The organism is Glutamicibacter uratoxydans, from assembly GCF_050753455.1.
In the GTDB taxonomy this organism is placed as follows: domain Bacteria; phylum Actinomycetota; class Actinomycetes; order Actinomycetales; family Micrococcaceae; genus Glutamicibacter; species Glutamicibacter uratoxydans_A.
The window spans coordinates 202,612-227,679 of record NZ_CP192736.1; the positions used below are offsets into that span (position 1 = coordinate 202,612).

Consider the following 25,068-nt stretch of genomic DNA (forward strand, 5'->3'; position numbering starts at 1 on the left):
ACAGTGAAAACCAAACCTCGTATCGGGTTCCTTGGGCTGGGGCATATGGGTCTGCCGATGGCGCGTAACCTGCACACGGCGGGCTATGACATCAAAGCCTTCGACGTGCTCCCCGCAGCACTTGCGGCAGCTGAAGCTCAGGGGATTGCAACCGTCGCTACAGCCAGTGAAGCTGCCAGTGACGTACAAATTGTGCTGACGATGTTCCCTTCTGGGAAGCATGTCCTTGATGCCTACCGGGAGCATTTGCTCGCGACCGCAACGCCGGGAACTTTATTCCTCGAATGCTCGACCATCGATGTTGCCCAAGCCCGTGAGGCAGCAGAGCTTGCACTGGCTGCCGGACACCGAAGCGCGGATGCGCCGGTGTCCGGGGGAGTGGTAGGCGCCGAAGCCGGGACCTTGACTTTTATGGTGGGCGCCGAGCCCGAAGACATGAATGAACTGAGCGAAGTACTGGAAGTCATGGGGCGGCGGATTGTGCACTGCGGCGGGCATGGCGCGGGGCAGGCAGCCAAAGTCTGTAACAATATGCTGCTGGGAATTTCCATGATTGGTGCCTCCGAAGCCTTCGTCCTCGGAGAGCGGCTCGGGTTGACCCATCAGGCACTCTTTGATGTGATTTCTTCGGCCTCGGGACAATGTTGGTCGGTCACCACGAACTGCCCGGTTCCGGGTCCGGTGCCCAGCTCACCGGCAAATCATGAGTATCAGCCAGGTTTTGCCGCCGCACTGATGAGCAAAGATCTGGGGCTTGCCAGCAACGCCGTGGAGTTGACGCAGACCGACGCTAACCTCGGAGTACGTGCCGCCGAACTGTACCGAAAGTTCAGTGAATCCGGTGGCGCGAGCGCTGACTTCTCAGCCATAATCAACGCGATTCGCGATGGGTCACTGTAGAAAGTCACCGGCGCGATGCCGGAAATTCGCCAATATGCGAAAAAGCTCGGTCGCTTCGGGTGGTGTTAGCCCGCTTTGCGAGAAAAGCTGGATGTTCAACGCATCACGTGCCTCTTCCAAAACCTTTCGACCGCTGTCCGTTAGTTCCAATAAGCGGGTTCGCCCATCGGAAGGATGCGCGGTGCGCAGCACCAGCCCGGCAGCTTCCAGTCGGTCAACCGAACTGGTCAATGAGGTGGCATGAACTTGCAGGCGTTGACTGGCCAGCGTCATGGGCAGCGAGCCCCGTGAGGAGAATCCGAGCAGCGCAAGTACTTCGAAACGTGCAAAGGAAAGTCCATGTGGTTTAAGGATCGAGTCAGCGCGTTGCAAAAAGATTGCCGCTGAGCGCAGCACCGCGGTGACCGCAGCCATGGAATCGGCTTGCTTGGCCCAGCCATGTGAAGCCCATTGGTCGCGTGCCTGAGCAATTGGATCGCGCGGAAGCGGATGAGACATCAAGAACCCCCGAAATAAATGGAACTAGTCCAACAATATACTTGGACATCCAAGGTTTGGAAGGAGATCCCAGATGGACCTGTTAGGAATCGAAGCGCAACTTACTTTGAGTGAGCGAACCCGACTCGAACAAGTGCGTTCATTGCTCCAAGAGCAAATACGTCAGCAATCGATCGAGTACTGGAACAAGGAAGCGTTTCCGGCCGATCTGCTGCGCTTGTTGGCAGATTCCGGGTTGGGGCGGATGCAACTGGACGGATATAGTCCGTTGCTCAGCGGGCTGCTACATGCAGAAATCGCCAGAGCCGACATTTCTTTGTCTGCGGTGGTGGGTATCCACAATGAACTAATTGTCGGCATGATCGATGCGTTGGGGACCGCTGAACAACGCAAAACTTGGTTGTCGCGCTTGGGAAGTTTTCAGGCCCTTGGAGCTTTTGCGCTGACCGAACCCGAACATGGTTCGGACATCGCCGGCGGTTTGACCACCACCGTCCGCCGGGATGGGGATGAATATGTCGTTAACGGAATGAAGCGCTGGATCGGTATGGGAACCATCGCAGATTTCGCGTTGGTGTGGGCCCGTGATGAGCGCACCGGCGAGATTGGGGCCTATTTGGTCGAGAGCCATCGTCCGGGATACCGTGCCAGCAAAATTGAAAACAAAATCGGTTTACGCATCATGCCTAACGCTGATATCGAATTCGATCAGGTGCGCATCCCCGTGACGAACAAGCTGCCCGGGGCGACCGGGTTCAACGCAGCAAATGACTTACTGATGCGCTCCCGGGCGTGGGTGGGGTGGCAAGCAGTGGGAGCCTTGATGGCTACCTCCGATATCACCAGAGCGTACGCCCAAAGCAGAGAGCAGTTCGGAAAGCCGCTGGCCTCATTCCAGCTCATTCAGCAGTCATTGGCCGAAATCGCCGGACACCAAGCGGCGTGCACGGCAATGATGAAGCAAATCGCGGCTAAACAGGAACGCGGTGATCTAACTATGGCCGATGCCGCCCTAGTGAAGTCCACCGCCACCCGCCTAGCGCGTGACTCGGCTGCACAAGGGCGAGCTCTGCTCGGCGGCAATGGAGTGATCTCAGATGGGGAGATGGCAAAAGTCTTCTGTGATTTAGAGATCCTTTACACCTACGAGGGAACTTACGAGATTAATTCGTTGATCGTGGGCCGCGCGCTGACCGGAATCGGAGCCTTTGTTTAGTCATATTCAGCTTAACGATGGGCACTTGACTGCGGGATATCGTTAGCCTCAAGATAAACGACTACGCAGATCAACGAGGGAAACCATGCAGGATACCAGGCTCATCAACCATCCGGCGCTTAATCTTGAGGCGGCCGAAGCACTCTTGGATACCGCGGTCGCTGAAGCTCACGCGCGGCAGCTTGCCTTGTCCTTCGCTGTGGTCGACCCGGCCGGACATCTGATCGCCTTTCGGCGAATGGACGGAGCAAGCCTAGTCACCGTCGAAGCGGCACAGGGCAAGGCGCGAACTGCAGCACTGCTTAAAGCACCGAGTAGTCGGTTTTCTCAGATAATCGATCAAGGGCGGACCTCCATGCTGAGCATGCCGGGCCTGTTGCCGGTCGCCGGTGGTGTGCCGGTGTTCCTAGGTTCGGAGATGGTCGCCGCCATCGGGGTTAGCGGAACCAAATCCGAAGTCGATGAGGAAATTGCCCAGCTGGCGGCCGGTTCGCTACGTTAGGGAGTTAGTCGCGCCACCAAGTATCTGCCGGAGTTGCCGGTACGGCACGCTTATGCCGAGAGAGCAGAAAGCGACGTTCGAGTAGCTCGGCGGCTTCCTCAGCGATTGGTTTACCCTCAAGGTAGTCATCGATCTGCTCATAACGCAGTCCAAGCTCATCCTCATCGGTGCGCTGCGGCTGGTCATCTAGCAAATCTGCAGTGGGAACCTTCGCCCAGAGATGCTCCGGGGCACCCAGCTCGCGCAACAGGGCTTGGTTCTGTCGCTTATTCAGCCCGGCCAATGGCACCAGGTCCACGCCTCCATCACCGTGCTTGGTAAAGAAGCCCGTCACCGCTTCAGCGGCATGGTCGGTGCCGATGACGAGCATGCGCCGATCACCGGCCAGCGCATACTGCACAATCATGCGCATCCGGGCTTTAACATTGCCCCGGTTGAAATCGGAAAGCTGCTGATACCCGGCCTCGGTCACCGCATCATCCAGTGCCTGCACGGCTGGGGCGATATTAACCGTGTATTGCTCATCGGGTGCAATGAAATCCACTGCGGCTTGAGCATCTGCCGCGTCTTGTTGCACACCATGGGGCAACTGCACCGCAACGAACGTTGCCTGTTGCCCTTCAGCACGCAATTCCTCTGCCGCCAACTGTGCTAACTTGCCACCCAGCGTGGAGTCGACTCCTCCGGAAATGCCCAAGGTGAAACCCGCGGCGCCAGTAACCCGCAGATAATCCTTAAGAAACTTAACGCGTTGTCGGATCTCTTCGGCGGGATCGATCTGAGCCTTGACGCCGAGTTCATTGATGATTTCAGCCTGCAGTGTTCGCATGTACCCATCCTATGGGGTATGAGGCAAAGTCGCGCGGCGCGGGCAAAATAGCCTAGGAAGTGCTCTCTTCGGAAGTGTCTGGTTCCCACCCGAGATTCCGGGCCATCTGCTCCAAGGAGCTCACCGTCGTGTCATATTGTTCGGCACTCAAATCGGAGCCGCAACGCTCGCGGATTTCTTCGACCAATGCACTGAGGGTCTGTAAGGAGTTCTGACCGCGATCGGTGATCGAATAATACTCACCCTCATGTGCGATCCATCCGGATTCAACTAATTCGCTCAGATGCTCGGTAACGCTGGGTGGTTCATCAGCCGAAGCGAAATATGGGGCGAGGGCATCAATGAACTCTCGTTCGGTGGCAGGGCGTTGCGCCAACATGTTCAGCACCTGCCACTGCCGCCGGGTCACCCCATGCTCCTCCAAGGTTGCCGCAAAGTGCTTATCGATCAGCGAATCTACCAATTTCAGCCAAAAACCCAAGGGGCGTGTTGTCTGCACCGAATCAGCCTTTCTGTATCCAACTAACGAACCAAGTGAGGCCCTGATCATCGGGTGAAATGATCAGACTGGATTGTTAGTCTATCGGCCCACATGAAACAGGGCTAGGGGGTGAAAATCCGCTAGTTCTCCGCGCTCCATGCCCCCACGCGGTAGCGCGGGACCCGATTTTCCCTCGGCCGATGTTGCTTTGTGACCCCGGGCAAAACCGCCTCATTTTTAAGCTCCTGTCGCCGCGCTTCATAGAGCGTTGCCCACCGTGTAGAAAGATGCTTGAGCTGGAAGCTGCCGACTAGAATCAAGACCATGAGCAAAACCAGCGCCCGTGAGCGTCTCAAAGAACTAATCCAGGAGCTTGCCATTGTCCGTGGCAAGGTCACTCTGTCATCCGGTAAGGAAGCGGACTACTACATCGACTTGCGTCGAGTCACCCTGCATCATGAGGCATCCGGGTTGGTTGGCCAGGTCATGCTAAATATGCTGGACACCGCCAAGCTGGAGTTCTCGAATGTCGGTGGCCTGACCATGGGTGCGGACCCGGTAGGTACCGCGATTCTGCATACCGCACGGACCGCGCACCGCAACATTGATGCCTTCGTGGTGCGTAAGGCACAGAAGTCCTACGGGATGGGGCGTCAGGTTGAGGGTCCGAGCGTGGAGGGTAAGAACGTGATCGTTCTGGAAGATACCTCCACCACCGGCGGTTCTGCATTGACCGCAGTCGAAGGAGTGCGAAAGGCCGGCGGCAATGTGGTTGCTGTTGCCGTGATCGTGGACCGTGACACCGGGGCTAAGGAACGTATCGAAGCCGAAGCCGGTGTTCCTTACTTGTTCGCCTATGGCAAGGACGAACTGGGTCTGTAAAGAATTGCGAATGACGTAACGGCTCCTGCGATCTGGAGCCGTTACGTCATTTTGGTTTAACCGGCCGGTTTTAGTGCTGCCGAAGCTGCGCGGGCTAGTTCACTTCCGGGGCAGGGTTGGGCTGTGGATGGGTCAGCTGTTGGTACAGCTCGGCAACCGAAGCGAGACTCAAATCCGGACGGAAGGGGAAGGTCGCGACATCGCTGGGGGCGGTGATGCCGGTGTGCACCAAGACGGTGAGCAGGCCAGCTTCCATCCCGGCAACGATATCGGTGTCCATCCGGTCCCCGATCATCGCGGTGGTTTCGGAATGCGCGTTAATGCGGTTGAGCGCCGAGCGGAACATCATCGGATTAGGTTTGCCCACCACATACGGATCACGGTTCGTAGCCCGGGAAATCATTGCCGCCACCGCGCCGGTGGCTGGCAGTAACCCTTCGGCCGAGGGCCCGGTGGCATCGGGATTCGTCGCGATGAAGCTGGCTCCGGCGGCAATCAGGCGGATCGCTTTGGTGATCGCTTCAAAGGAGTAGGTTCGGGTTTCGCCCAACACCACATAGTCGGGGTCGGTGTCCGTCAAGATGAAGCCCGCGTCGTGTAACGCGGTGGTCAACCCGGCTTCCCCGATCACGAATGCGCGGCCTCCGGGGCGTTGTCGAGCAAGAAATTCTGCGGTGGCCAGCGCCGAGGTCCAGATGTTTTTCTCGGGCACATCTAATCCACTAGCCAAGAGACGCGCCCGCAAATCACGCGGGGTATAAATCGAGTTATTGGTCAGCACCAAAAAGGGTTTGTCGCCGCTACGCCAGAAGTCGATCAGTTCGGCGGACCCTGGCAAGGCCTGATTTTCGTGGACCAGCACCCCGTCCATATCGGTGAGCCAGCTGTCGATATCGTGAATGGTGCGTGTAGCGCGTTCAATCTTGGTCACGGTGCCAAGGTTCCTTTCGTAGGCGTGCAACGGGCGGGATCAGTCGTCGTTGAGCAGCTTCCCTACGCTTAATAGGGTACACAGCCTCCACCGGGATGTCGGTCGAGCTCGGCACAAACTAGGAAGATCACAGCCACCTGTTCTTTTTGAACACCAGATAAAGCACCACTGCGGAACTGGCCATGAGCCCCAGTGCGAACGGATAGCCCATGCTCCAGTGCAGTTCGGGCATCTGATCGAAATTCATCCCATAGATCGCCCCGATCAGACTCGGGGTGAACAAGATCGCGGCCCAGGAGGAGATCCGTTTCATCTGCTCATTTTGCGCTAGGCCGGCCTCGGTGGCGCGTTGCGAAGCCAAGGTAGAGGACAGAGACAAGGCGTTGGAAAGCAGCGCGCGGAAGGATGCGACGCGTTCCGCGCAGCGGATGGCATGGTCGATTACGTCAATTAGATTCGCATCCAGTTCCTTGGCCTGAGATTTTTCCAAACCCATACGGCGTACCACGCGACGCAATTGCTCCAGCACCTCGGGTAACGGAGCTACCGCCCGCTGAAAGTCGATCACTTCCCTGGACAGCTGATAGATCCGTCGCGAAACGTTCAAATTGCCCTGAAATAACTGTTCGTCAATTTCGTCAATATCGTTCTGGAGCCCATCAATCACGGGAAAATACTCGTCAATGACTTGGTCGATAATCGCGTAGAGCACCGCGGCTGGACCGGCCGAGAGAAGTTTTGGCGCGTTTTGTAGGCGCTGGCGGACCGTGGCCAATTGTGGAGCTTCGGCGCGACGCACGGTCACTACATAATTGGTGCCAGCGTAGATATGAATTTCACCGAACTCCACCTCTTCGGCCTCATCGAGATATCGCGCGGGGCGCAGCACTACGAAGAGATGTTCATCGTAACGGTCGAGTTTGGGGCGTTGATGACCCTTGGTGGTGTCCTCGACTGCTAGTGGATGCAAACCGAATTCCTCGGTCACCGCTGCTAATTCCTGCTCGCTGGGACGGTAAAGCCCGAGCCAGCCCATTCCGCCGGTTTGCTGCATAATCTGCAGGGTTTGAGCCAGATCTTGCGGATGCTGCACCGCCTTGCCCGCCACGTAAACGACATTGTCGATTACCGCCATGAGTCTCCCGTCCGCTGGTTGTGTAATGAATGCGCTCCTGAGCCACTACCCTAGTAAGGGTGAGTCAAGAAGTGCATGATCCCTCGCGCGAGTCGAATCCCGAGCATATTATTGGTGTCGGACCCTGGCAGGGCCCTTGGCCCGAGGATGCCCGATATGACCGGCAGTTGCTCGAAGAAGGTGACCGTCGGAACGTTGCGGACAAATACCGTTACTGGACGATGGACGCAATTATCGCCGACCTCGATGAGCGGCGCCATGATTTTCATATCGCCATTGAAAACTGGCAACACGATATGAACATTGGCACCGTGGTGCGTACCGCTAACGCCTTTTTGGCCAAGGAAGTGCACATCATTGGCCGGCGACGCTGGAACCGACGCGGGGCCATGGTGACCGACCGTTATCAGCATGTGCGGCATCACCCGACGGTGGAGAACTTTGTTGTTTGGGCGAAGGGTGAAGGGCTTGCGGTCATCGGGGTGGATATCTTCCCCGACTCGGTTCCGCTGGAGACCTATGAGCTGCCCAAAAAGTGCGTGCTGGTTTTCGGGCAAGAAGGCCCCGGACTGAGCGAGGAAGTGCATCAGGCGGCCGAAGCCACCCTGTCAATTGAACAATTCGGGTCCACCCGGTCGATTAATGCGGCCTCCGCCGCAGGCATAGCCATGCATGCCTGGGTTCGTCGCCACGTATTCAACCAATCGGTGTAGTCAGCTGCGCAAATAATTAACCCAGCATTTTACTCAAACTACTTTATTAGTTGCCTAAGAATGCCTAGGCTGGTGTGTATTCGTCTGTGGGGGATTGAAAGCGAGCCAGTGTGAAACGGCGTCACCGTGTAAACCGTGAACTACTCCTGCCTACGCAGGGTAGGCCGCAACGTCGCGGCCTGAAAGCAGGCTTGGCCGTTGCGGCCGCACTAGGCCTGACCGGGGCCCTGACCATCCCAATCGTTGCTCAGGGGGTTGAAGACCGGCAGGGAAATATCCCGGTGGCGATCGACACCATCAATGACCCGAGCTTCTTCACCGGGGACGTGTACGTTGATGAACACGCGCCGCTGGCGATTTTCGGTGCCACCGGTAAACAGGTGGCGATCGATGGGCGTCCGGTGGGCATGCTCGAAGGGGCCGACGAAACGGCTGAGAATGAATCCACGTTACTGGCTGGCCAGGTGGGTCAGCTCGGCGTATTGCCCGGAGACTTGCAACTGATGCACCCGGTGACCACCCGGAGAATCACTAGTTCCTATGGCTGGCGGAAGAACCCCACCGGCCCGGGCAACCAAATACATATCGGCCAAGACTACGGTTTGGCCTGCGGTTCACCGGTCTACGCGGCCGAGTCGGGACGCGTGATCGTTTCCGGTTGGCACGGTCACTCGGGCAACCGGGTGACGGTGGATCATGGCAATAACGTCCACACCGGATATAGCCATAACTCCAAGCTCCTAGTAAAAATCGGTGACGAAGTGGAGCAGGGAGAGCTAATCGCCCTGGTGGGAACTACCGGAAACTCCACCGGCTGCCACCTGCACTTTGAAGTGATCATCGATGGTCGGTGGCATGATCCGCGGAATTATCTACCGTCTATTTCCGGGCAGCCGAACCCCATGGTTGATTCGCGCAGGTTGACGGTCAAGTCTTATACCGCGCCCGAGGGCCGACCCAACACGGGCAACAGCCCACAGCCATCGGAAGACCCGGATGTGGTTGTCCCGAAGGATGACACCCCGATGGTTCCTTCGCCGACTCCAACTACTAAGCCTTCGCCGAGCTCACCGACCCCGACCCCCTCGGAGCAGACGCCGCAGGAGCCCAGCCCGAGCACCGACCCCAATACCCCAAGTCCCAGTGATCCGGAGCCTTCCGAAGACGAGTCCTCGCCATCGCCAAGCGATGAAGCCACAGCCGAGCCCACCGCTCCGGAAACCAGCCACGAGCCGGAAGGCCCTCCGCCGCACAGCGGTACCCCGATCGAAAGCGCATCCCCAAGCAAGGACGCTAGCGAAAGTGAATCGGCCTCACCTACCGGGTCACAAGAACCCGAGAACTCGCCCCGCCCGCCCAGCAGTCAGACACCACAGGACCGCTTGAGCCCAAGCCCAGAACCAACCAGCACACCGAGCGCCACCGCGTTGAAGTCGGAACGGAGCACCGCACCAAGCGGTGCAGTGACCCCGCCTCGGCTCTCGGCCACGCTCAGTCCCAGCAAAAGCTAGCGGGCGGGAAACCCCCTACACAGCTGCGTGAGGTGTAACTCGCTTGTCACTTAGCCCGATCATCCGATGGCGGATTGCGTTGGAAGCTAGGATGGATACGAATCGCCGTCGCGGATGACGGGATACCCCCGCTCAACCATCAGGAGTGAAGCATGCCTATCGCAACCCCGGATACATACAACGCCATGATCGATGCTGCCAAGGCAGGCGGGTATGCGTTCCCGGCTGTTAACGTCACCAGCTCGCAGACGCTGAACGCCGCCATTCGTGGCTTTGCCGAGGCTGGATCCGATGGAATCATTCAGGTATCAACCGGTGGTGCCGCCTACTTCTCTGGCGCATCGATCAAGGACATGATCGCCGGATCGCTAGGTTTCGTGGCCTTCGCCCGCGAGGTAGCCAAGAACTACGGTGTCAATATTGCCCTGCACACCGATCACTGCCCGAAGGATAAGCTCGATTCCTTCGTGCTTCCGCTGCTAGCCGCTTCCGAGGCCGAGGTGAAGGCGGGACGTGACCCGTTCTTCAACTCGCACATGTGGGACGGCTCGGCCGAAACTCTGGATGAGAACCTGCGTATCGGTGCCGAACTGTTGGCCCGGACGAGCGCTGCCAAGCAGATCCTCGAAGTTGAGATCGGTGTTGTTGGCGGTGAAGAAGACGGGGTGGAAAACGAGATTAACGAGAAGCTCTACACCACCGTCGAGGATGCCATGGCCACCATTAAGGCGTTGGGTACCGGCGATCAGGGTCGCTACATCACCGCGCTGACCTTCGGCAACGTACACGGCGTGTACAAGCCAGGTGGTGTGAAGCTGCGTCCGGAGATTTTGAAGGATATCCAGGCGCAGGTTGGTGCCGCGGTGGGTCAGGAGAATCCTTTCGATCTGGTCTTCCACGGTGGGTCGGGTTCTTCCGAACAGGAAATCTCCGACGCGGTGTCCTACGGCGTCATTAAGATGAACATCGACACCGACACCCAGTACGCCTTTACTCGTCCGGTCGCCGGACACATGTTCACCAACTACGACGGTGTGCTGAAGGTCGACGGCGAAGTAGGCAATAAGAAGACCTATGACCCACGTGTCTGGGGCGCCAAGGCCGAAGAATCCATGGCTGCTCGGATCGTCGAGGCCGCCCAGCAGTTGGGCTCGGCTGGAAAGGCACTGAAGTAAAGATGAATATCGGTAAGAACTTGCTCGGAATCCCCGAAACTCTGCTTCCGGAAGAAACCGACGTGCTGGCCCGTCTGGCGGCCGGCGATGAAGCGGTCGATGTGGCCGCGAAGTACCCTTCCTCCTCGCTGGCCTGGGCACTCTTAGCTAATGATGCTCATGCCGAGGGGCAGATCGTTGAATCCTACGCCTACGCGCGGGTGGGCTATCACCGTGGACTGGATGCGCTGCGGCGCGCCGGTTGGAAGGGCCAGGGACCGGTGCCGTGGCGTCATGAACCGAACCGTGGCTTCCTGCGTGCGTTGTACGCGCTGGGCCGTGCCGCGGCAGCGATCGGGGAGAGTGAGGAAGTGCAGCGCATTGCCGACTTCCTCAATGACTCGGATCCAGCGGCCAAGGCGGCTATCGAAGCCGAGTAACAGCTAATGAACGGTCGGGGCAGGGCATCCTGCTCCGACCGTTCTGTTTAATCGTGAGAATTCGCAGCGATACAGCTAAGGCTCGGCCTTGCTCCGTCTGCGTCTCATGAAACCCGTGACGCGTAGTCTTTAGCTGTGCCTCGTGCCGTAGCCTGAGATGCTCCCTTAAATGGGCTTTGACAAGGCGTTTTAGGTTGACGTGTGGTCGCTAATGTCGATTGTTGCCGTGAGATGAGGGGATTCTCATTTAATCTTGAGCTAAATCCGCGTGATATTGTCCAAGATCCCGACAACACCTGTCTGACCTGCGAAAACCTTGTTTACACCTAGGGTTAATTCGGATGACGCTCTTCGTTTACCTCGGTTCAATCCCGAGGTTTTTCATGAATATGAGAACGCCCTCATCAAATTCTCTTTTTCTCTTCATTTGAGGCTCGTAGTGTCTTAGCCAGACGAAAAGTTCCACGAAGGGAAAGAAAAATGTTGTCATTCTGGGCAGGTTTGGCTGCCAACATCGTTGGTATGACCGTTTTGGTCTACGTTGTTTACTTCCGCCGGCACTTCCGCCGCGATCTGGTTCTGGCATACATCGCCCTGAGCATGGGTATCTTCGCGGTCACCATGTTGCTCTCCGGCTCGGGGGCTGGCATGGGTCTGGGTCTGGGGCTGTTCGGCATCCTGTCGATCATCCGCCTCCGTTCGGACACTCTGACGCAGGAAGAAGTTGCCTACTACTTCATCTCACTGGCCATTGGCCTGGTCAACGGTTTGCACCCGGACCCGGCATGGTTCTCTCCGGCAGTGACCGCCGCACTGGTGCTGGTGATGTTCCTAGCCGATCACCCGGGCTTCGCCCCACGCACTCAGCGTCAGACCGTCACCCTAGAAAAGGCTTACCCGCGCAACGAAGAGCTGGTCCAAGCCTTGCAGGAACTGCTCGGCGCCCGCGTCCTGCGCACCGTTGTCATCGAGTTGGACATGGTCCGCGACCTGACCATTGTGGACGTACGTTTCCGTATCAACCCACCGCGGATGCCATACGAATACCAAGGCACCTACCAGTTGGCTAACATTCCACAGCCGGCGTCATCCAACCAACAGGGATCGTGGTCCTAATGCAACCGATTAGCGAACCGGATAGCAAGGATCCAGCCACACTACCTTTGCGTCCCGTGGGTAGGGCTCGCGCAACCCTTGAGCGAGCCGTCGCGCATCGCGACCCCATTGGGCTGGAGGAAGTCATTGCCGAAGCAGCCCTGCAAACACGCGTTGATCGTAAGTTTCTGCTCACTCCCGAGGAATTCACAGCTTTGGCCGAACGCCTAGGCATAGACTTTCGCATCATGGAGATCGACGGGCTACGCACCTTCCGCTATGAATCGGTGTACTTCGACACCGAGGACTTCGAACAGTACCGGGCCCACCGGCAAGGCCGCCGCCGTCGGTACAAGGTACGCAGCCGCACTTACGCCGATACCGGACTGTCGATGTTCGAAATCAAAACCAAGGGCCTACGCGGGGCCACCGTCAAGCATCGTATCGAACAGGAATTGGATGATGCCGGCCGGTTGACCGATGACTCGCTGAAATTTCTCGACGAGGTAGTCGCCCGAGAATATGGGGAAGACGTTCCGCGACTGGCCCCGGTGCTCGACAGCTCATATGTTCGAGCCACGTTCGTCAATCCGCTCGACGGGGAACGGGTAACCTGCGACGTAGAACTGAAGTACGCTAACTCCACGCAGCAGATTGACGGCCCAGACCTCATCGTCGTAGAAACCAAGTCCGCCGACGGCCGCGGGGTGAGTGATCAGGCCTTAGCCGAGCTGGGCATCCGCCCGGTCAGCATGAGTAAGTATTGCATTGGGATTGCTCTGCTCAATCCGCAACTCCCCGCCAATAAATGGAGTCGATTGCTGGACCAGCGATTCCAAGCCCCGCAACGAGCCACCGCTCCGCGGAATCGCGGTGATCTTCAGCGTCGCCGTGCTCCGCTGCCGCACTACGCATAGAGTCCCAGACCTTAGGACTTGGAAATCACGCCTAGTGCACGCTAACCGCCACTTCCCCCAGGTGGCGGTTAGTCGTTTAAGCCGCGTAATTGTGAGGCGGCTATCGACTAGCGGTGCCCAAGTCCACGAGTCCCCGTGACAGGACGCGATCTGCAACGCATTGGTGGGCCGCGCAAATGCCGTGCGGTAGTCCGGAATAGAACCGCTGGACTGATCTCAGGCCGCACCGCAGGGCTCGGTGGCCCAGTGGTGCGCGCAGCGCGACTCAAGGTTGGTCGAAGGGTCCCGACTCCGTGATGAAGTCATGTTCTTTGGAGGTAAGACTGTGCAGATAGAGCCCGATCGTGGTGGATTAGGTGCCCGCAAGGAATGAGGGCGACGAGACTATCGCGCACCTGAACGCCCATAATTTGCGGCTCTGCAGCCCGCGCTGCGTGCAGTTAACGGCTGCTGTGACTTCCGCAATGGGCAGTGCCAGGAGATCGAGCACACCTAGGAACACCCCCACATGGCTGCAGTTTCAAGGCTGTGGGGTGTTTGAGGCATCCGCGAGGACGGGAGATGGGTTAGCTTTCGCGCGCCAGTCGGTAGCCCACGCCGCGCACGGTCTCAAAGCGCTCGCCGCCGAGTTTATTGCGCAGGTACCGGACATAAACGTCCACGACATTTGATCCCGGATCAAAGTCATAGCCCCATACCCGCGACAGTAGCTGCTCGCGGCTGAGCACGAGGCCGGGGTTGCGAAGGAATGCTTCGGCCAAGGAAAATTCACGTGCCGAAAGATCTACTTCGTTACCTGAGACCTTGACGGTCCGTCGCAACAAGTCCATCTCCAGCTCTCCGTGGTTCAGCACGGCAGTATCAGAACCATTGTCTTCAGTGCGCAGCCGTAAGCGCACCCGGGCCAGCAATTCATCGAAGTGGAAGGGCTTAGCCATGTAGTCATCGGCGCCGTTTTGCAGCCCTGCCACCGTGTCATCGACGCTGTTGCGGGCGGTGAGAATGATGACCGGCGAATCAATGTGGTTTGCGCGGATCCGTCGCAGAAGACTGAAACCGTCCTCATCGGGCAGACCCAGATCCAAAATAATTAGCTCGAAGTTACTGGCTTGGACTTGATTGAAACCCTCGGCGGCAGTGGCGCACACGGTGGGCGTTAACCCCGCAGCGCGTAAGCCCTTGGCGATGAAGGAACTGATACGTGGTTCATCTTCGATGATTAGTATTCGACTCATTCGCTTGGCACTCCTTCGGCGAGGGGAATGTCGATGTAGAAGGTGGAGCCGCTACCGGGCACCGAATCCATCCACACTATTCCACCATGCGAGGCCGCGATCGCCGAGACGATGTTAAGCCCCAAACCGGAACCGCTGGCACGATCGCTGTTCTGGCCACGACCAAAACGCTCAAAGATTCGATCACGATCTTCCTGTGCGATGCCTACCCCCGCGTCATGTACCCAAAGCCGCAGTGTCGCTTCATTGTGGGCATCGGTGATGACCGCGGAACCTAAATCGATACGGGAGCCCTTATCGGAGAATTTCACGGCGTTGGCGCTCAACTGCAGCATCGCTTGGGTAATCCGCGAAGCATCCAGAGCGATATTTACTTCGGCGCGATTACCGATGCGCCAGTCCCGTTCGCCCAGTGCCCGCGCCTTGTCCAGAATCTCATCCATAAGCTCTCCAACATGCGTGGGTTTACTGCTGACGAAATCGGCGCGATTAGCCCCCGCGAGAGTCATCAAATCATTGATGAGGATCGACATGCGCTTGAGTTCGTCCAGAGAAATCTCCTTGGTCTGCTCCACATCCTCGGAATCCCTGGAATCCATCAGTTCGAGGTGACCGCGGATGATCGTTACCGGGGTGCGCAACTCGTGCCCCACATCGTCAAGCAGCTGACGTTGCGAGTTCAGTGCTGCTTCAAGCCGGTCAAGCATTTCATTGATGGTAACGGTTAGCTCGGCAAATTCATCGTGCCCGGACACCTCAATACGAGAAGATTGATCGGATTCGGAAATCTGCCGGGCGGTGTCACGCAATTTCCTGATCGGTTCCAACATGCGACCGACCACGAGGTAGGCGGCACCTCCGGCCAGCAACATCACCACGAGACCGACTCCAATGAACACGGCAAATTGTGTGTTGATCTGTCGAACCTCGGCCGAATAGTCATAAGCCAGAACGAAGCGCGCCGGCTTCGGATCCGAGGACAGCTGAATGGGGACCACCACTGCTCGGTAGCTGCTCATGGCCGTCTCGACATTGGTGATGCGCACACTCGCGTCGGGGGAGTTGCTTGTCGCCCATTCAAAGAACTCGGGGTCATCTTCCAGACGTAACTGTACGTTCGCCGGGGCGGTCCATTGCAATTGATCGGCGCTCAGTCCCAACATCCCCTGATGCCGTGCGGGAAGTGTGCGCTGCATAGCGGTATACAACAGATCCTCAGCACGCGTGAAATCCTCACGGGTCGTCGGATCGACACCGGTTTCTGCTAGCAGGCGGAATTCTTCGACCGTTCGCGAGAGTGAATCATCAATGTATTCATTGAGTTCGTGACGTTCCAGGACGTAGCTGGCGGTACCCGAGACCGCCAGAGCCAAACCGACTAAAATGATCATGCCGCTGAGCACCCGAGTGCGGATAGAGACCCGACGTTTCATCGGCTTAGTCGTCATCGTCATCATCATCGTCGTCGTCGTCGTCCCAGTCATCATCGTCGTCGTCATCGTCCCAGTCATCATCATCGTCGTCATCGTCGTCGATGTAGACCTTCGGGGTCTTAGGTGGCAGTGGCTTCACCGGGCCTTGAGTGCGCGTAGGTTGCGGCGCAACGCTGGGTTTGGGCGCGACAGATTCCGTAGGTTTGGGGGTTTCACTTGCGCCCTGCTGCGGTTGGGGGCTTTCATCGGATGATCCCTCCCCAGAGTTTTCTGTTCCTTCGCCAGGAGACTGAGTGGCACCTTGCTCACCACTGGGATCCCCGATTGGATCGCGACTTGGATCGGTGGGGTCCGAGTCGGAGGGCACGAAGGGCTGGTCTACTACAATCCCTGGCCCAAGGTCCCGTTGGACGGGGCCGGTGAGGACCTGCGCGAGGCCAGCGACGCCTAGGCCGATCAGTGCTAAGGCAAGGAGCAGACCGATCGTACGAAATATGCCGAGTTTTCCCATAGCCCTATTGTGACGAATTCAAATGAGACGAATATGAGAAAGCGCAAAAATAACCGTACGTACGGTCACCGCCGGATTGGTGCATTGTCTGGCCAGTGGCTCGATAACCCAGTGCCCAGATCCTGGCTGTTTGTCGCTGATCCCTTAGAAGGGCTTGTCACTCCGGGGTTCTAGCGGAGGTGCTCAAAAATAATATTCGTTTGGGTCGAGGAAAAAGCCCGGTTAGATCCCAAATGGCTGGCGACGAAATTTCTTAAGTCATCGATGGATCCGGTAGCCACTCGAATCAGTAAATCCGGGGTACCGCCCAATACGAATACATCACGGACCTCCGGAAGCAGCGCCAGCGATTTAGCTGCCGGAAGCATTCGATCCCGGGCCTGTGCCGCAACAACCACAGAGATCATCGCATTGACGGTGACACCGAGCAGTTTCTCATTGATCCGCGCTTCGAACCCTTCGATAATTCCACGGGAACGTAGGGCTTTGACTCTTCCCAAGCACGTTGAGGGCGCAAGTCCTACACGTTGAGCGAGCACATTATTGGGTAGCCGCGCATCGCGTTGTAACTCAATAAGGATGCTCACATCGATGGAATCGACCGGAATAGAATTCGCTTCGGTGCCTACCGATACGGCCCACGGTGAATCTTTCACGAAAATGTCACCTCTTTTCTTATAAAAGTTTGGATTCAAAGAAAAATTCTCACTGAGGATTCTAGGATATGGGAAAGATTGTGAATAGGTGGAAGGAAAGAGAGATATGGGTGCGTTGCTGAGCCGCGAAGCATTGCAAGAGTTGGACCAGGCAGATGCCTTGGCTTCCTATAAGGAGCAGTTTGTGCTGCCCGAAGGAGTGCTCTATCTGGATGGGAACTCACTCGGGGCACTTCCTGTAGGTGCCGCGCAGCGCGCCGCCGAGGTGGTCGCCACGGAATGGGGGCAGGGCCTGATCCGTTCGTGGAACTCTGCTGGCTGGTTCGAGATGCCCACCCGGCTCGGAGATAAGCTCGGTCAACTCCTGGGGGCCAACGCCGGGGAAACCGTCGTCACCGATACCACCAGTCTGAATCTCTTCAAGGCTTTAGCCTCGGCATTGCGTATCCAGCAGGTCGATGGGCCGGGACGGCGGGTGCTCATCACCGAACGTGATAATTTTCCGACCGACATTTACATCGCCGAAGGCCTTGCCGATCTCTTGAATTCGGTGGGAGCCGAACATGGGGTGAGTTACGAGGTTAAGCTCATCGACACCGAGGCCGAGTTGCGCGCTGCGCTGGGTGATGACACCGCGGTGGTTTCGCTCTCCCATGTGAACTACCGGACTGGAGCCATGTGGGATATGGCCGCAATAACCCGGGCTGCACATGAAGCCGGGGCTTTGATCGTTTGGGATCTGGCGCATGCCGCCGGCGCGGTTCCGGTTGAGTTGAATGCCAGTGGTGCCGACTATGCGGTGGGATGCACCTACAAGTACCTCAATGGTGGGCCGGGCTCGCCGGCGTTCATTTGGGTGAATGCCAAACACCAAGACCGTTTTTGGCAGCCGCTGTCGGGTTGGTGGTCCCATGCTCAGCCCTTTGAGATGGCTACTAATTATGCCCCAGCCATGGATGTCCGGCGGTTTATGTGCGGCACTCAACCAATCACCTCCATGGCCATGGTGGAAACCGGTTTGGATGTCACTCTCTCGGCGGATATGGGGCAGCTACGGGCGAAATCTTTGGAATTGACGGATCTATTCATCGAACTGGTCGAGACGCGTTGCGCTGGCTTTGGGTTAGAACTGGTCACCCCGCGTGCGCACGCCCAGCGCGGCAGCCATGTCAGTTTCCAGCATCCGCAGGGGTACGCAATAATGGCGGCACTGATCGATCGCGGAGTGATTGGTGATTACCGGGAGCCAGAAGTCCTGCGTTTTGGGATAACCCCGCTCTACCTTTCCCGCACGGATATCTGGGATTCGGTGGAGATTCTGCGTGAAATTCTCCACACTGAGGCTTGGCAGCGTGAAGAGTATTCGGTCCGGAATGCGGTGACCTAAAGGCCTTTTCCTGCGTTCCCGGTGACTTTAGCTGTCACCGGCCGCGCCGCGACGGGACAGTACCGTGGTTCTCGGAAGCTCATCTTGGCTTTTGAGAACCAGGGACTTTTTGCAAGGACTGAACTTGTCACATACCTCGGTGCCTAACGCATCCACTGCGGGCTTTAAGCGGAGTTTGAGTTCGCGACAGATGTCGATGATTGCGCTGGGTGGCGCTATCGGTACCGGCCTATTTATGGGCAGCAAATTAGGTATCGAGCTGGCCGGATCAAGTGTCATCCTCAGCTACGTAATCGGTGGACTGATTGCGCTGATAGTCATGGCGGCTTTGGCCGAACTGACCGCACATCGGCCACTGGGCGGCTCCTTCGGCAGCTATGCGCAAGAGTATCTCGGAAACTACGCCGGGTTCCTCACCCGCTACATCTACTGGTCGGCTCTGGTGCTGGCGGTGGGCACCGAAGTCAGTGTCGTGGGGCAGTATATGCAGTTGTGGTTTCCGCAGGTTCCGGGGCTCGTTTGGGTTATTGGGTTCTCGCTTGCTTTGCTCGGCGTGAATATGACCCAGGTGAAAACCTTCGGTAGTACCGAGTACTGGTTTAGCGCCATTAAGGTATTTTCCATCGTGGCATTTATCGCGGTCGCTGGCTGGCTGGTGTTTGGCAGCAGTAACCCCCAGCATTCACTCGGTAATTATGTTGCTGAGGCTTCCTTCTTCGCCGGAGGAATACCCGGGCTGTGGGCGGCGGTGATCGTCGCGATCTTTTCCTATATGCGGATCGAGGTGATCGCGATCGCTGCCGCGGAGGCCAAACATCCGCGGCAGGCGGTGAAACAGGCCTTCAAGATCACCTTCCTGCGATTACTGCTCTTTTATGCTCTGACACTGGGTCTGATTCTGGCGCTTGCGCCACCTAGCGAACTGCTTAGCGGCGGTTAGCCGTTCGTCACCGTCATGCAGCTGGTGGGGATCCCCTTCGCTGATTCAATCCTGAATTTTGTGCTCATTGTTGCGGCACTGTCAGCGATGAACGCCCAGTTGTATGCGGCGTCGCGAACCTTGAACTCGTTGTCTCGGGCCGGATATGCGCCACGGTTGGCTGGGTCGATCGCCCGCAATGGGGCACCAGCCCACGCCGTGTGGATGTCCGCCGGTGGGATTGCGATTGCCGCGCTGGTTTATGCCTTCGCCCCGGGTGAGGGGATGGAAATCATGATCTCCTTGGCCACCTTCGGCGCGATGGCTACCTGGGTGATGATTCTGCTGACGCATCTAGCCTTCCGCGGCAAAAGTGCACGCCAGGGGACCGAACCGGGTTTTCGGATCCGTGCCTCGGTGCCAGCATCGTTACTTGGGGTTCTGTTGCTTGGAAGTTTGCTGGTGACCTCGTATTTCACCGACCAATTCCGATTAACTCTGGTCTTTGGGATTCCGTTTCTGATTCTGCTGAGTCTGGGCTATGGATTACTGGCTAGAGCCCGTCGCGCACTAAACTCGGAAACGGTGTCATCCGGGTCGACCGGAAGTAACTGAGGAGACTTTAGTGGCCAAGCTGTACTTCCGCTACGGGGCGATGAACTCGGGCAAATCAACGAGCCTGCTGCAGGCCGCGTTCAACTATGAGGAACGCGGGCAACGTATTGCGTTAGCGAAGCCCGGCGTAGATACCAAGGGAGAAGCCTCGATCGTTTCACGATTGGGGTTGCGCCGTGAGGTGGACCTGGTCATCGGCCCCACCGACCACTTACGCGAGGAATTTAGTGCGCTGGCTTCCGGTGAGGATCCCGAAGCCCTGCTCACCCATGTGGATGCTCCGCCAGTTGCCTGTTTGCTAGTTGATGAAGCCCAGTTTTTGACCCGCGAACAGGTCGATGATTTGTTGCGAATCGCGGTGCTCGATGATGTCCCGGTGCTCGCCTACGGGATCCGCACCGACTTCCGCTCCCACGCCTTCCCGGGCTCAGCCCGGCTTATGGAATTAGCGCATTCACTTGAAGAGCTCAAGACCATCTGCCGGTGTGGCAGCAAGGCCATGTTTAACACTCGTCGGGTTGGTCAAGACGTGGTGTTCGACGGCGATCAGGTAGCTATCGATGGCGAGGACGTTTGGTACGAATCCTTATGCGCCAAATGCTACTTGGAAATTTCGGGCGGCCAGCTGGGCTAGTAGGCCACTAGCTGCCCCAGGGCTCTTCGAACTTTCCGGCGGGTAAGAGCACAACGTAACTCCAGATCGCGATGATCAACACCACCAGAAAGGCCAGCAGGCCATATCCGATCGAAGCCCCAGACGCAGCGGCGGGGTCGACACCGCGCACATTGAATATACTGGCCAGCAATAAGCCAGACACGGCGTAACCGGAAGCCGCAAAACCGACCACCATCATTTTCTGGGTTTGATACCAGTGCTCATGCTTCCAAAAATCGATAGCGCAGCATAAGGCCACCACAAAAAGAGCTGCCGCCACGCCACTGCCAATCAGCAAGACGACCCCTGTGGAGCTCAGCCCAACACCGTCCGGCCCGATATGGCGGGCTAGCTGCGCGGGCAATTGGGGGCGCAACAGAAAATAAGCTGAGCCAACGACGGCCAGCGCCAGTAACGGTGCGAGTACAAAAAGACGTGCCACCGGCAACGTGGGTGCTGGGCCCAGGTGAGAAACTTCTGAGGAGCTAGATGCCATGTACAGGTTCCTTTGATCTAGTTTGAGCCAGGCAATAAGCCAGTGAGGGCGCGTTCGAGGGCCCAGTCGAATCCGTCGGGCTGATCCTCGCCAGCCACTTCCAGTTGAATCAGATTCTGTCGGTGCGCCACGGAACCCAGAATATGGTTCAACAACAGTTGTCGGCCAAAGGCGGCTTCCTGCGCAGCGAGCTCGCCGCGCTGCAGTATCTCTTCCATCCGGTTCAGCGGACGCAGCTCACTGGTTCCCAACACGCTGGCCACCTCCAGAACCTCCGCGCTATCCTGAATCGGAAGTAGCGTCAGGTAGAGCCGGCGGCAAAGTTGGAGCAGCGCCTGCCGCGGTTCAGGAAAGTCATCAGGGTCAAGATCGAGCTGGGGGCTATTGAGCAATTGTGCGGCGACCTGTGCTAGGAGCTCTTGTTTATTCTTCACATGCCAGTACAAGGCGCCCACCTGAACATCCAGTTCACGAGCCAACCGACGCATCGACAAATCAGCTAAGCCAAATTGCTGAAGAATGTCTACCGCGGCTTGGACTACCGCCGATTGTGTCAGAGCCATGGTCAACAGTCTATGCGTACGCACTGGTCATTGAGCGAGCTGAGCTGACGCAGCAGTATGCTGCGAAGTACCCTGAGAACCAGTCGACGTTGTCTGAGGTAGGTAGGGGATCATGAGCAGCAAGCTGGATTTTAAGAAGGAACTGGCTAGCTACCGTGCCAAGCGTGGGGAATTCGAGGTCCTACACCTGCCAGCTCTGCAATACCTGATGATCGACGGCCAAGGGGACCCCAACGCTTCGACGGAATTCTCCGCCAGTATCGAAGCCTTGTACCCCGTAGCCTACAAACTTAAATTTCTGAGCAAGATCGAGCTGGGTCGCGACTATGTGGTTCCGCCATTGGAAGGGCTCTGGTGGGCCGATGATCTGCGCAGCTTTAGCTCCCGGCGGGACAAAGCCACATGGAAATGGACGTTAATGCTGATGCTGCCCGCGTGGCTGGGCACCGAGCATGTGGAGCGGGTACGGGAACAGCTTCGGGTAAAGAATCCTGTAGAACGGTTGGATGATATTCGGGTGCAGCTGCTTGCTGAAGGTCTGTGCGTACAAACTCTTCATGTGGGCTCCTTTGATGATGAGGGTCCGGTGATCGAGAAAATGCATACCGAGGCAATCGCCGACGCCGGTTTGAAATTGGCCGGCAAACACCACGAGATCTATCTCAATGATTTCCGGCGCACCGACCGCGACAAACTTCGCACGATCTTGCGGCAGCCGGTACAAACCCGTTAGGTGCCGGATAAGGAGGGTCTGTAGATTTCTTTACACACACACTGGCTGCGTGCAGCTCGCGGACGAAGATTTCGAAGTGCATGGTCGGCCCGCTTTCGTCGCTGGTATTCATTGGGGCATAACCGTCGTTGCCTTCCTCGCGGCCTTCGGTGATGTACTGAGCACTCGGTGAGTCGAGACTCTGGCCCTGTCGGATCTGGGCAAACCTCCCCACGGATAACATGTTTCGGCCCTCCGCCCGAAGCCTGTGTCTGGATGGAGAGCTGTAACATGGGCGTCGGCTTTGTGAGGCGGAGCTCGAGATTAACCTCTCGCTTCGCTAAACTTTGGTCGTAAGAGCCCCTAACTCTTGCGTCCGGCCACTTAGGCCAAGCGAGCAGGACAGGGGCATATTTTTTGCCCGGTACCGTGCCGGGCCGGCGCAAAGCACGCCGGTACAGCTGCTTTATGCAAGGGGGAGGATCCCATGCCAGCAATCGTGATCGTCGGCGCCCAGTGGGGCGACGAAGGCAAGGGAAAGGCTACCGACCTACTCGGTGGCAAGGTCGACTACGTAGTCAAGCCGAACGGTGGAAATAACGCCGGGCATACCGTGGTCGTGGGTGGTGAGAAGTATGAACTCAAGCTGCTGCCAGCCGGTATTCTGTCCCCGAACGCCACCCCGATCATTGGCAACGGCTGCGTGGTGAACCTCGAAGCACTTTTCGAGGAGATCGACGGGCTTGAAGCTCGCGGTGCAGACACTTCGAAACTGCGGGTCTCGGCCAACGCCCACCTGGTTGCCCCGTACCACCAGACCATGGACAAGGTCACCGAGCGCTTCCTCGGTAAGCGCGCCATTGGGACCACTGGTCGTGGCATCGGTCCAACCTACATGGACAAGATCGGACGCTTGGGCATTCGCGTGCAGGATGTCTTTGATGAGTCGATCCTGCGTCAGAAGGTCGAAGGTGCGCTGCGCCAGAAGAACGAACTGCTGGTCAAGGTCTACAATCGCCGCGCGGTCACTGTCGATGAGATCGTGGAGTACTTCCTCTCCTTTGCTGACCGACTGCGCCCGCTGGTGATCGATGCGACCTTCGAACTGAACAAGGCTCTTGACGAGGGCAAGGTCGTGCTGATGGAAGGCGGACAGGCCACCTTCCTGGACGTAGACCATGGCACCTACCCGTTCGTGACCTCCTCAAACCCGACCGCTGGCGGCGCCTCGGTCGGATCGGGCATTGGCCCGACCCGGATCAACCGCTCCATCGGCATCATCAAGGCCTACACCACGCGTGTTGGTGCCGGACCGTTCCCTACCGAGCTCTTTGACGAGATGGGCGAATACCTGCAGAAGACCGGTGGCGAGTTCGGTGTGAATACCGGGCGCCCCCGCCGTTGTGGCTGGTATGACGCAGTCTTGGCGCGTCACGCCTCGCGCGTAAACGGTTTCACCGATTACTTCGTGACAAAACTTGATGTGCTAACCAACATCGAAAAGATCCCGGTGTGCGTGGCTTATGACGTGGACGGCGTACGTCACGATGAGATGCCCATGACACAGACCGAGTTCCACCACGCCAAGCCGATCTTCGAGTACTTCGACGGCTGGACCGAGGACATCACTGGTGCGCGGACCTTGGAGGACCTGCCGGAGAATGCCCGCAACTACGTTCTGGCGCTGGAAGCAATGAGTGGCACCCGGATTTCCGCCATTGGTGTGGGCCCGGACCGCGATCAGACGATAGTGCGTCACGATCTGCTAAGCGACTAGGTTTAGACCTTCGCCCAAGGGCTCCATTTCCGTTCTGTGGACTTCGGTTCATGGAACAGAAACGGGGCCCTTGGGCTTTTTCGGTAGCGTAGCGAAGCCTCGAAGCTATAGGCTCGGGGTGACTAGGGGCATCGACAGTACACGCCTAAGGAGAGCCCATGGCAGCCAAGGAACCGGCTATGTCACCCTCGGATCAGCCGATTGCTCCGGTGCTTGACCGGGCGGCAGGTCCCCGGCGTGCCGAGGTGGACGAATTGCTGGAATTGCACCGTGAAGTCAGCGGATGCGAACCGGTGGTGTGGGCCGGACGAATCCTCGAATTCGGCGAGTACGAGTACCGCTACGCCAGTGGGCATTCGGGTCGTGCTCCACTCTTAGCCTTCGCCCCGGGAGCTTCGCAACACACCATTTACCTCACTACCGGATTCAGTGAACTATGGCCCGAGCTCCTGGAACGTTTAGGAAAACATCGCGCCAGTAAAGCCTGCCTGTACCTGACTCGGCTCAGTTCAGTGGACAAAGAAGTCTTGCGAGAGCTCTTGGAGCGTTGCCTCGCGGACACGCTGGCAAATAACTAACTGACCTTGTCGCTGAAGGCAAAGAACCACGCCTCGGCGCCTTCCTGCGGTGGCCGGAGGCTAGGCCGTGGGCTGATCCACAAACGTCAACTACGCGCATTCACCCTAGTAGGCCGGGGGCGGGTTGTTCATCAACATCCCCACCTTCAGGATGTAACGCATGTCACAATTGCTTAGTGAATGCGTGATTCATGGACAATCTGATCAGCTCTACTAGATGTAGAAGTCATTCTGACATAATCGCGTAGTATTTCAGCTTCAAAATGCGTGTTTTGTCTTTAGCGTTGTAGTGTTTTCGACAATGCATCCTCTCGAGACGTTATACCG

General features: G+C 57.6%; 27 protein-coding genes and 1 pseudogene. 17 read left to right on the forward strand and 11 right to left on the reverse strand.

The window, feature by feature from the left end; genetic code table 11:
- The first annotated feature begins 3 nt into the window (after positions 1–3).
- Entirely contained in the window at positions 4–900 is an 897-nt protein-coding gene (mmsB, locus tag ACQQZ8_RS00965) for a 3-hydroxyisobutyrate dehydrogenase (RefSeq protein WP_431710893.1), read from the forward strand.
- Here the strand turns inward: mmsB and ACQQZ8_RS00970 are convergent.
- Positions 892–1,398, reverse strand: a complete 507-nt coding sequence (locus ACQQZ8_RS00970) for a MarR family winged helix-turn-helix transcriptional regulator (RefSeq protein ID WP_431710894.1) — start codon at positions 1,396–1,398, stop codon at positions 892–894. The genes mmsB and ACQQZ8_RS00970 overlap by 9 nt on opposite strands.
- A gap of 73 nt (positions 1,399–1,471) precedes the next feature.
- Between ACQQZ8_RS00970 and ACQQZ8_RS00975 the strand changes: the two genes are divergently transcribed.
- Positions 1,472–2,614: an acyl-CoA dehydrogenase family protein gene (locus ACQQZ8_RS00975; RefSeq protein ID WP_431710895.1), complete on the forward strand. Its 1,143-nt coding sequence runs from the start codon at positions 1,472–1,474 to the stop codon at positions 2,612–2,614.
- A gap of 85 nt (positions 2,615–2,699) precedes the next feature.
- Positions 2,700–3,116, forward strand: a complete 417-nt coding sequence (locus ACQQZ8_RS00980) for a GlcG/HbpS family heme-binding protein (RefSeq protein WP_431710896.1) — start codon at positions 2,700–2,702, stop codon at positions 3,114–3,116.
- 4 nt (positions 3,117–3,120) lie between these two features.
- Here the strand turns inward: ACQQZ8_RS00980 and nadE are convergent, their stop codons facing one another.
- Positions 3,121–3,945 (reverse strand): ammonia-dependent NAD(+) synthetase, encoded by an 825-nt coding sequence (gene nadE / locus ACQQZ8_RS00985; protein ID WP_431710897.1) that lies wholly within the window; start codon positions 3,943–3,945, stop codon positions 3,121–3,123.
- A 52-nt stretch (positions 3,946–3,997) separates the two neighbouring features.
- Entirely contained in the window at positions 3,998–4,444 is a 447-nt protein-coding gene (locus ACQQZ8_RS00990; RefSeq protein WP_431710898.1) for a MarR family winged helix-turn-helix transcriptional regulator, read from the reverse strand.
- A 306-nt stretch (positions 4,445–4,750) separates the two neighbouring features.
- Between ACQQZ8_RS00990 and pyrE the strand changes: the two genes are divergently transcribed.
- A complete protein-coding gene (gene pyrE / locus ACQQZ8_RS00995; protein WP_431710899.1) occupies positions 4,751–5,308 on the forward strand; it encodes an orotate phosphoribosyltransferase in 558 nt (185 codons plus the stop codon).
- A gap of 94 nt (positions 5,309–5,402) precedes the next feature.
- On the opposite strand, the gene ACQQZ8_RS01000 is transcribed toward pyrE, so the two are convergent.
- Positions 5,403–6,179, reverse strand: a complete 777-nt coding sequence (locus ACQQZ8_RS01000; protein ID WP_431712103.1) for an HAD-IIA family hydrolase — start codon at positions 6,177–6,179, stop codon at positions 5,403–5,405.
- A gap of 187 nt (positions 6,180–6,366) precedes the next feature.
- Positions 6,367–7,374, reverse strand: a complete 1,008-nt coding sequence (gene corA / locus ACQQZ8_RS01005) for a magnesium/cobalt transporter CorA (RefSeq protein WP_431710900.1) — start codon at positions 7,372–7,374, stop codon at positions 6,367–6,369.
- Positions 7,375–7,433: 59 nt separating this feature from the next.
- On the opposite strand from corA, the gene ACQQZ8_RS01010 reads away from it, so the two are divergent.
- From ACQQZ8_RS01010 to ACQQZ8_RS01035, 6 genes are all read left to right on the forward strand, one after another.
- On the forward strand, positions 7,434–8,087 hold the full coding sequence (locus ACQQZ8_RS01010; RefSeq protein WP_431710901.1) for a TrmH family RNA methyltransferase: 654 nt from the start codon (positions 7,434–7,436) through the stop codon (positions 8,085–8,087).
- A 110-nt stretch (positions 8,088–8,197) separates the two neighbouring features.
- The gene (locus ACQQZ8_RS01015; protein ID WP_431710902.1) at positions 8,198–9,598 is read left to right on the forward strand and encodes a peptidoglycan DD-metalloendopeptidase family protein; all 1,401 of its coding nucleotides are present in this window, start codon (positions 8,198–8,200) and stop codon (positions 9,596–9,598) included.
- Between the two features lie 152 nt (positions 9,599–9,750).
- On the forward strand, positions 9,751–10,773 hold the full coding sequence (gene fbaA, locus ACQQZ8_RS01020; protein ID WP_431710903.1) for a class II fructose-bisphosphate aldolase: 1,023 nt from the start codon (positions 9,751–9,753) through the stop codon (positions 10,771–10,773).
- 2 nt (positions 10,774–10,775) lie between these two features.
- Positions 10,776–11,192 (forward strand): DUF3151 domain-containing protein, encoded by a 417-nt coding sequence (locus ACQQZ8_RS01025; RefSeq protein ID WP_431710904.1) that lies wholly within the window; start codon positions 10,776–10,778, stop codon positions 11,190–11,192.
- A 480-nt stretch (positions 11,193–11,672) separates the two neighbouring features.
- Entirely contained in the window at positions 11,673–12,308 is a 636-nt protein-coding gene (locus ACQQZ8_RS01030) for a DUF4956 domain-containing protein (protein WP_431710905.1), read from the forward strand.
- Complete coding sequence (locus ACQQZ8_RS01035) at positions 12,308–13,204, forward strand: polyphosphate polymerase domain-containing protein (RefSeq protein WP_431710906.1); 897 nt, start codon at positions 12,308–12,310, stop codon at positions 13,202–13,204. The genes ACQQZ8_RS01030 and ACQQZ8_RS01035 overlap by 1 nt, the downstream gene beginning before the upstream one ends.
- 566 nt (positions 13,205–13,770) lie before the next feature.
- Here ACQQZ8_RS01035 and ACQQZ8_RS01040 read toward each other — a convergent pair.
- The 4 genes from ACQQZ8_RS01040 to ACQQZ8_RS01055 form a co-directional block, all read right to left on the reverse strand.
- Positions 13,771–14,439, reverse strand: coding sequence for a response regulator transcription factor (locus ACQQZ8_RS01040; protein ID WP_431710907.1), 669 nt, complete (start codon positions 14,437–14,439; stop codon positions 13,771–13,773).
- Positions 14,436–15,887 (reverse strand): sensor histidine kinase, encoded by a 1,452-nt coding sequence (locus ACQQZ8_RS01045; protein ID WP_431710908.1) that lies wholly within the window; start codon positions 15,885–15,887, stop codon positions 14,436–14,438. Before ACQQZ8_RS01045 ends, ACQQZ8_RS01040 begins: the two co-directional genes overlap by 4 nt.
- Entirely contained in the window at positions 15,877–16,383 is a 507-nt protein-coding gene (locus tag ACQQZ8_RS01050) for a hypothetical protein (protein ID WP_431710909.1), read from the reverse strand. The genes ACQQZ8_RS01045 and ACQQZ8_RS01050 overlap by 11 nt, the downstream gene beginning before the upstream one ends.
- A 170-nt stretch (positions 16,384–16,553) precedes the next feature.
- A complete protein-coding gene (locus ACQQZ8_RS01055) occupies positions 16,554–17,039 on the reverse strand; it encodes an Lrp/AsnC family transcriptional regulator (protein ID WP_431710910.1) in 486 nt (161 codons plus the stop codon).
- 106 nt (positions 17,040–17,145) lie between these two features.
- On the opposite strand from ACQQZ8_RS01055, the gene kynU reads away from it, so the two are divergent.
- The 3 genes and pseudogenes from kynU to ACQQZ8_RS01070 all read left to right on the forward strand — a co-directional run bounded on the left by kynU (position 17,146) and on the right by ACQQZ8_RS01070 (position 20,594).
- Positions 17,146–18,426 (forward strand): kynureninase, encoded by a 1,281-nt coding sequence (gene kynU / locus ACQQZ8_RS01060; RefSeq protein ID WP_431710912.1) that lies wholly within the window; start codon positions 17,146–17,148, stop codon positions 18,424–18,426.
- Between the two features lie 235 nt (positions 18,427–18,661).
- Positions 18,662–19,960 (forward strand): annotated as a pseudogene (locus tag ACQQZ8_RS01065) (amino acid permease).
- Positions 19,961–19,970: 10 nt separating this feature from the next.
- Positions 19,971–20,594 (forward strand): thymidine kinase, encoded by a 624-nt coding sequence (locus ACQQZ8_RS01070; RefSeq protein WP_431710913.1) that lies wholly within the window; start codon positions 19,971–19,973, stop codon positions 20,592–20,594.
- Positions 20,595–20,601: 7 nt separating this feature from the next.
- On the opposite strand, the gene ACQQZ8_RS01075 is transcribed toward ACQQZ8_RS01070, so the two are convergent.
- Both ACQQZ8_RS01075 and ACQQZ8_RS01080 read right to left on the reverse strand, forming a co-directional pair.
- On the reverse strand, positions 20,602–21,111 hold the full coding sequence (locus ACQQZ8_RS01075; protein ID WP_431710914.1) for a hypothetical protein: 510 nt from the start codon (positions 21,109–21,111) through the stop codon (positions 20,602–20,604).
- 17 nt (positions 21,112–21,128) lie between these two features.
- A complete protein-coding gene (locus tag ACQQZ8_RS01080; RefSeq protein WP_431710915.1) occupies positions 21,129–21,674 on the reverse strand; it encodes a TetR/AcrR family transcriptional regulator in 546 nt (181 codons plus the stop codon).
- 112 nt (positions 21,675–21,786) lie between these two features.
- Here ACQQZ8_RS01080 and ACQQZ8_RS01085 point away from each other — a divergent pair, with 112 nt between their 5' ends.
- The 4 genes from ACQQZ8_RS01085 (at position 21,787) to ACQQZ8_RS01100 (ending at position 24,741) form a co-directional block, all read left to right on the forward strand.
- Entirely contained in the window at positions 21,787–22,407 is a 621-nt protein-coding gene (locus ACQQZ8_RS01085; RefSeq protein WP_431710916.1) for a GyrI-like domain-containing protein, read from the forward strand.
- Between the two features lie 49 nt (positions 22,408–22,456).
- Entirely contained in the window at positions 22,457–22,579 is a 123-nt protein-coding gene (locus tag ACQQZ8_RS01090; protein WP_431710917.1) for a hypothetical protein, read from the forward strand.
- 294 nt (positions 22,580–22,873) lie between these two features.
- Positions 22,874–24,163 (forward strand): adenylosuccinate synthase, encoded by a 1,290-nt coding sequence (locus tag ACQQZ8_RS01095; protein ID WP_431710918.1) that lies wholly within the window; start codon positions 22,874–22,876, stop codon positions 24,161–24,163.
- Positions 24,164–24,321: 158 nt separating this feature from the next.
- The gene (locus tag ACQQZ8_RS01100) at positions 24,322–24,741 is read left to right on the forward strand and encodes a DUF1801 domain-containing protein (protein WP_431710919.1); all 420 of its coding nucleotides are present in this window, start codon (positions 24,322–24,324) and stop codon (positions 24,739–24,741) included.
- Positions 24,742–25,068: the final 327 nt, after the last annotated feature.